This window comes from uncultured Marixanthomonas sp. (assembly GCF_963974425.1).
Lineage (GTDB): Bacteria > Bacteroidota > Bacteroidia > Flavobacteriales > Flavobacteriaceae > Marixanthomonas.
Window position 1 is genome coordinate 45,882 of sequence record NZ_CAXBCK010000024.1, and the last position, 6,293, is coordinate 52,174.

A 6,293-nucleotide genomic window follows, 5' to 3' on the forward strand; every position below is an offset into this window, starting at 1 on the left:
ATCAATGATTATTAAGGAATTTATTCAAACATTTATATTGTTGCTCTTTTGCCTTTACAATCTTTCTATTTAAATTGAATTGTTCATAGTCAATATTTAAATAAATTTCCTTTATCTTATTAAATATTGTTTTTATATCTAGTTTATCTATTTGCTCTTTATAATCAAGCATATCAATTGTTTCTAAAAAATCACTGGTTTTAGGCTCATACTCCAATGCGAAAAAAGGAGTTGAAACTGTTGCTGAAAAAATAACTGAATGTAACCGTTGACCAACAAACACATCCATAGATTCTAAAAAACTCAAAGATTGCTCAATGTTTGTATAATTTCTATAAATATTTATTTCAAGAAAATTCTTTAAACCTATACTGTTTAACATATAGTCCATATCGGTTTTTGTTGTAGGGTAAAGAAATATAGTCCATCCATTTTTCTGAAGAATATTTACAATACCAATTGCAAACTCTTTGATTAAATCTTGATTTTTACCAAAAATACGATTTCCTATATCAGCAAAATTTAAAGCTATTCTTTTTTCTTTTTTCTTTTTCTTAAAATCCTTCTTAGTGAACCAAACGGCAGGATCATGAAAAATATAAACATCTTTTTCTATTTGCCATGACTTTAATCGTTCTTGTGAACGAACTCCTCTGACAGCTATAAAACTCGCGATATTTAAAAAAGCTTTCCAACCCTCAATGTCTATCGGAAATCCAATAAAGTCAGCAAAATTAGGTTCTGAAACACCTGGCCCTAAGATAGCCGTGTTAGCATTTGGCCATCTCAAAACTGAATCGTTCAAAATTTTTAAATAACTTTCATTTGATCCTTTTTTAATTATTGTACCCCCGCCAAGGATAATATAATCAGGGTTTTTGATTAGAAACCTCCTTAAGTATTTGCCTGCTGATGGTTTCGCATAAGATATTTCATATACATTAAAATTTGATTTGAGCATTAAATGTATTGCTTCAAATATAGCTTCATCCCCCAAATTCCCTTGTCCTGTACAACCAATGTAAATTGCTTTTTTCTTTTTTGAGAAGAAATAAGCTAAGTTCTTGGGTAAATAATTAACCTCTGCTTTAAATTGGGATATATAATATTTAAGGTTCACCAACTGTTTATTTTAACCGTTTTTTTATCTTCTTTAATATATGCTTTCGAGAAAGTATCGCATAATACCCATTAAACAAATTCTTAATTCCATTTAAAGCCTTTGAAAAACCTGAATGGGGTATATAGTGTATACCCTTGTAGCTTATATAAAAACTATTGGGATTATCCTTATAGTTCACCTGAGAATATTTCATGGTGCGTTTCCAATTGATAAAGTGGAGGTACATTACTTCATTTACGGGCTTTCCATTTTTAAGCTCCAACATCTTGCCATCTTTCCATAGCCATGTATCCAAATAATATTCTTGGTGTGAATCACGACCGTTTTCTTGATTGCAAAGTATAGAATCCCATTTAATTTGGAAAGTTTGTTTTGAAGGATGATTAATTTTTTGCCATAAGTATTCAGTTAAAATTTCTTCGTCCATCCGTTGAAGCTGTACTGTTTCAAGTTTGCTTTTGTAATCTGGAATTGATTTATAAAGCGTATTTAATTGTTTTTGGTTTTTAAAAATGGTGAAATGACCCGATGTATTATGTTTTCTACTTGAGATAATATCATATGTAGATAATACATCCTCGGTAATAAACGTACGAATATCTCCCCAAATTATATCCATATCACAGATGCCCCAAAAATCATATTCTTTTATTTCTTCTTGAAAAATGTCACCATATGCAAGTTTTAAATCACAAAGTTTCCTGTAGGTTAAAGGCACCTCTGCCAATACGGCTTGGTTTATACGTGTATTTAACTTGGACAAGGTTGTGGGTAAGAATTTAATATTTGGAGGATGGTTTTTGGGTATTTCACAGTCAGTAGGGCACAACCAATGAATATCAGAATTTGCAGCTATAGAAACCAAATGAGCATCAAACCACAACGGCCACTTACCAAAATAAGATATAATAAGTACAATACTTTTCACTTACATTATTTTATAAAAAATTACTTAAAGGCATTTTTTGTTAAAACAGCATCTTTGAAAGCGACTATTATTTTTTTAAGATAAGTATAATTGAATTTTCTCTCTTTAAAAATAGATTTAATTATTCTTTTAAATGCCTTCTTATATTCTTTGCGCCGTAACAACATTAATTCATTATAGTTATGCCATGACCCCTCCCATAAATGTACCCCATATGATTTAGGAGTAAGGTACTTTTTGTATTTATGAATATCAAATAGCTTTTGATAAGGTAAGGCATAAAAATATTCGGGTTTAAAAATAGTGAGTCCTTCTTCATAAATAGTCTCATCAAATTTTTTATCTGCGTTATATACTTCTAAATACGTATTGGTTACTCTTTCTGGACTCGTTGATAATATAACTTCCTCTGCATAATACGTATCTAAACATTTTTTAATAAAGGCATTGTTTTTTTCGGCACCAAAGATACCTACACCAATACTAAGATTGTGCTCCGCTACAAAAAAACAATCATGATTCAAAAAACTGTCTAAAGATCTTAATAACAGCATATCGGTATCCATATAAATACCACCATAATCATAAACTGATTTAATGCGAACAAAGTCTGCAACAAAAGCCCATTTCTTTGCAGCATATGCGGTTTTTATAAAGTCACAATCAAATACTGTATTTTCTTCATTCCATAAAATAAAGGTATAATCAGGTAGAAGTTTTTTCCAACTCTTAATACAATATTGCAAACGGTTGGGTATGGGGTTAGTTCCAAACCAACAATAATGTATAGTTTTTGGTATTGCCATTATAATTTTATGGTATTTAAATCCATCCCAACGATATCCAACCCTTCAAAAAAGAAAAAATAACCATTTTCTTTTAATTTTTTTTTCATTTTTTTCTTTTCTTCAAGTTTCAAGTTAATATATTCAGCCTTTATCATTCTAGGCTTATATTTTGAAAAATCAAATAGGTCAACTACATGATAATCATACCCTTCGGTATCTACTTGAAAATAATCAATTTTTGGTATACTGATTCGTTCAATAATGTTCATAAGAGGTTCGGCTAATACTTTTTCCTCTATAATATGTTCTCTGTCTATAGATTCAAACTTCGTTAAATGTTCTACGTTAAAAGAGGCAATCCCTTTCACCCAATCTGGATATAAGTATGTTTTATTTTTATCAATTTTATAAATAATAATGCTTTTTTCACTTCTGTGGATGGCACTGTTTATTTTTATAATGGCCGGCACTGTTTTATAATTTTCGCATAACTCATCAAAATAATCTTTAACGGGTTCTACAACTATTCCGCTGCTCTTACGTTTCATTACAAAAGAGTGTAGAAAATCAAAACTAACCCCATCGTTCGCTCCTATTTGTAAAAAACTAAAATCATCGTCAGCCGGAAAATTTAATTCGAGAATCCTCCTGGCTGAAAATAACTTTTTCCGAAAATACTTTCCTTTTCCCAAGGTTTTGGAAGTCCTAGCTAAAAAGATAAAGTAGTAATTTTTTAGTAGCATAACGTATGGCAGGTTGGGGAATAAAAAATTCATTTAGTTACATTCTTCTTAGGTTTTATAACATCAAATCCGGATTTTGTTATAAAATTATAGATAATAAATAGCATAAAAACAAAAGTTGATTTATGATGAGACTTTCTAAAAAAATTAAAATGTTTAAAAATTAAACTTAATTGCTTTTTTAAGACTAAATTCTTGTAAGTTTTACGTCCTTGATACTTAGCTTTTGCAACTATTAAAGGAAAAGATGTATATAACCCTTGTATTTTTTTTGAAAGATAGATTAAAGATTCCGACTGTTTGGATGAAATAGAAATAGAATCAGGTGATATTTCATATTTTGTTAATACTACATCACAAAAGCAATAGGTAAGGTTTTGTTGAAAAACTCTGGCAAAAAACTCATACTCCTCCCCTTTCCATAGTATTTCATCAAATCGTTCTTTCTTGATGCAACTTCTTTTCAGCATAACATCATTGGTGATGACAGGATATTTTCCCAATAAATAATCAATATAAAAATCACTTGAAGTAAAACACTCTATATTAAAATTTGATATTTTAATATAGTCGTTGGAGCCATGGTTATCTACAATTACATCAGCCCCCTTTTCTATTGCTACCTCTATCTTTGTTTTCAATTTTTCAGGGTGCATCAAATCATCGCTGTCAAACCATTGTATGTATTCGCCATTACTCTGCTCGTAACCAAAGTTTCTACAGGCACTTGGACCTTTGGGAATATACTTGGGTCGCTTGAAATACTGAAAACGACTCTCCTTTTTTAAATAGGAAAAAACCAAGTCTTGGGTATTATCAGTACTGCCATCATCAATAACAATACACTCCCAATTTCGGTAGGTTTGATTAACTACAGAGTCCAAGGTTTCTCCAAGAACATTAGCTCTATTGAAAGTAGGAATTATTATCGATATAAGAGGAAAGGTCTCCATGTTAATTATAGGTTATTCCTGTTTTTTCGTACTTCTTTGCTATTACCTTTCTAAAGTAATATCCTTTTTTAAAATGTGTATTCAAAAACCGCATACAAAGAAAACTGATACTGGACCAAACACCAAATTCCCTAAACACTGTCTTAGCCAAAGCACCAGTATGGGGGAACTTAATTTTTGGACACTTGTATAGCATATCAATACACCGCATTAGTAAGCCTTTTCTTATTCGTGGACTCGCATCCGCATGTATATCTTTATAAGTATACCAACAAGATGTATAGGCGCTGACCATAACTAAATTTTTATTAGGCAGGGTTCCTCTAATAGAGTCGTCATGAACCCGCCGAAGAGTAAGATATTTTTCGATAAATACAGTATCTACAGATTTTAAAACCAACTTTGAAAAATAATTAAACTCTTGCCCGGAACGGAGAGACTCATTAAAGTCTATGGATTTTGCAAGATCAGCCTTTATACATGCATCATAGGTAAGCCAACTTAACTGTTGAAGAATAAACTTTTCTGCTGTGACCCCATTTCTAACACCTTCATACATTCGTTCTATCCAGGGATCAAGCGAATTAAAAAATTTAGTTTTGGCAATCACATAATCGCAAGACTGTTTTAACAGCGCTTCAATCTTTACCTGAATATGGTCAAGAGTCATTAAGTCATCACTGTCAAAAAATATTACATAAGTGCCCGTAGCTTGTTCCAATCCATAATTCCTTGCGCCATTTCCCCCGGGTAAATGAATTTTAGGGCGGTGATAATACTGAAACCGGTTATCTTTTTCTATATATGCTGCCATAATCGTATCGGTATCATCGGTACTGCCATCGTCCACAATGACACACTCCCAGTTTTGGTAGGTTTGCGCTATAATGCTATCTAAGGTCTCCCCTATCAAGTGAGCACGGTTGTAGGTGGGAATGATGATGCTGACCAGCGGTTGCATGGGGTAACTGATTTTGGTGGCTAAGATATGGAATTTTTTGGGAGTTTTGGGTGGTGAGTAGTGAGTAGTGAGTAGTGAGTAGTGAGTAGTGAGTAGGATAAATTATTTTTGATTGTAGAAAAAATATTAAGATGCTTTTTTGTGTGCATTGACTTCGTTGAGCACGTCCTCGTACTCTAAGCCCATGTACTCAGAGAATTCGCGGATGGACACGGGTATTTGTTTGTCCTTACCGACGGCTTTTTTTATTTTTCTAATGACTTTACGGGCATGACCAGGGCTAACCGCCATTAATACCTGTACATCTTCTGGATAAATTACTAATCGTCTCATGGACTTTTCTTTTGTCTCTGCGGTGCCTTACCATCTGATGGTGGACACCTGAATTCTTCACTTGTTTCATGTTACTTGGTTTTAAACATTTAGTTACTAATTGATTTACAATGTTAAAATTAACATTTTACTTCTTTATTCAGCTTAAAAACTATTAACATTTTAGCAAAGTTTTTAACATTTAACCAAGTTTAGTACGCTTTTACTATTTACTTTAAAAAACACAACTCCTTCTTTAATTTTACTACTACAAACATAAAACAAGGGTTTGAGAATGGTTGTGACACCTTTTTTTAGCACTTACTTGTATGTTGTATTCAGTCAGGTATCTAGTGTTCGAATTATTTTGGCAATGTTCAGTACGGGCTATTTATATTGTCTTATAAGGGTTCTAAATCACTCGGTTCTCGATATTATTCCATTTGTCCTTTCAGGACATCTGAAATCACTCGAACTTACAAGAT

7 protein-coding genes are annotated in these 6,293 nt (G+C 32.0%); all 7 read right to left on the bottom strand.

The genetic code is table 11. The features are described from left to right. Nucleotide 1: 1 nt before the first annotated feature. The 7 genes from AACZ92_RS08740 to AACZ92_RS08770 all read right to left on the bottom strand — a co-directional run bounded on the left by AACZ92_RS08740 (nt 2) and on the right by AACZ92_RS08770 (nt 5,829). Nucleotides 2–1,120, bottom strand: a complete 1,119-nt coding sequence (locus AACZ92_RS08740; protein WP_339699867.1) for a polysaccharide pyruvyl transferase family protein — start codon at nt 1,118–1,120, stop codon at nt 2–4. A gap of 7 nt (nt 1,121–1,127) precedes the next feature. Continuing rightward, nucleotides 1,128–2,051 (bottom strand): DUF6625 family protein, encoded by a 924-nt coding sequence (locus tag AACZ92_RS08745; protein ID WP_339699870.1) that lies wholly within the window; start codon nt 2,049–2,051, stop codon nt 1,128–1,130. 20 nt (nt 2,052–2,071) lie between these two features. Further along, nucleotides 2,072–2,857, bottom strand: coding sequence for a glycosyltransferase (locus AACZ92_RS08750; protein WP_339699873.1), 786 nt, complete (start codon nt 2,855–2,857; stop codon nt 2,072–2,074). After that, nucleotides 2,857–3,615: an FkbM family methyltransferase gene (locus AACZ92_RS08755; RefSeq protein ID WP_339699876.1), complete on the bottom strand. Its 759-nt coding sequence runs from the start codon at nt 3,613–3,615 to the stop codon at nt 2,857–2,859. The genes AACZ92_RS08750 and AACZ92_RS08755 overlap by 1 nt, the downstream gene beginning before the upstream one ends. Continuing rightward, a complete protein-coding gene (locus AACZ92_RS08760; protein ID WP_339699879.1) occupies nt 3,612–4,535 on the bottom strand; it encodes a glycosyltransferase family 2 protein in 924 nt (307 codons plus the stop codon). Before AACZ92_RS08760 ends, AACZ92_RS08755 begins: the two co-directional genes overlap by 4 nt. A gap of 1 nt (nt 4,536) precedes the next feature. After that, nucleotides 4,537–5,496 carry a glycosyltransferase family 2 protein gene (locus AACZ92_RS08765; protein WP_339699882.1) on the bottom strand — a complete coding sequence of 320 codons (960 nt, stop codon included), beginning with the start codon at nt 5,494–5,496 and terminating at the stop codon, nt 4,537–4,539. Between the two features lie 126 nt (nt 5,497–5,622). Then, nucleotides 5,623–5,829, bottom strand: coding sequence for a hypothetical protein (locus AACZ92_RS08770; RefSeq protein ID WP_339699885.1), 207 nt, complete (start codon nt 5,827–5,829; stop codon nt 5,623–5,625). Nucleotides 5,830–6,293: the final 464 nt, after the last annotated feature.

Excerpts from the sequence above, each read along its gene's own strand:
- AACZ92_RS08750 (WP_339699873.1), bottom strand. The coding sequence starts at position 2,857 with ATGGCAATACCAAAAACTATACATTATTGTTGGTTTGGAACTAACCCC.
- AACZ92_RS08755 (WP_339699876.1), bottom strand. The coding sequence starts at position 3,615 with ATGAATTTTTTATTCCCCAACCTGCCATACGTTATGCTACTAAAAAAT.
- AACZ92_RS08760 (WP_339699879.1), bottom strand. The coding sequence starts at position 4,535 with ATGGAGACCTTTCCTCTTATATCGATAATAATTCCTACTTTCAATAGA.
- AACZ92_RS08765 (WP_339699882.1), bottom strand. The coding sequence starts at position 5,496 with ATGCAACCGCTGGTCAGCATCATCATTCCCACCTACAACCGTGCTCAC.
- AACZ92_RS08770 (WP_339699885.1), bottom strand. The coding sequence starts at position 5,829 with ATGAGACGATTAGTAATTTATCCAGAAGATGTACAGGTATTAATGGCG.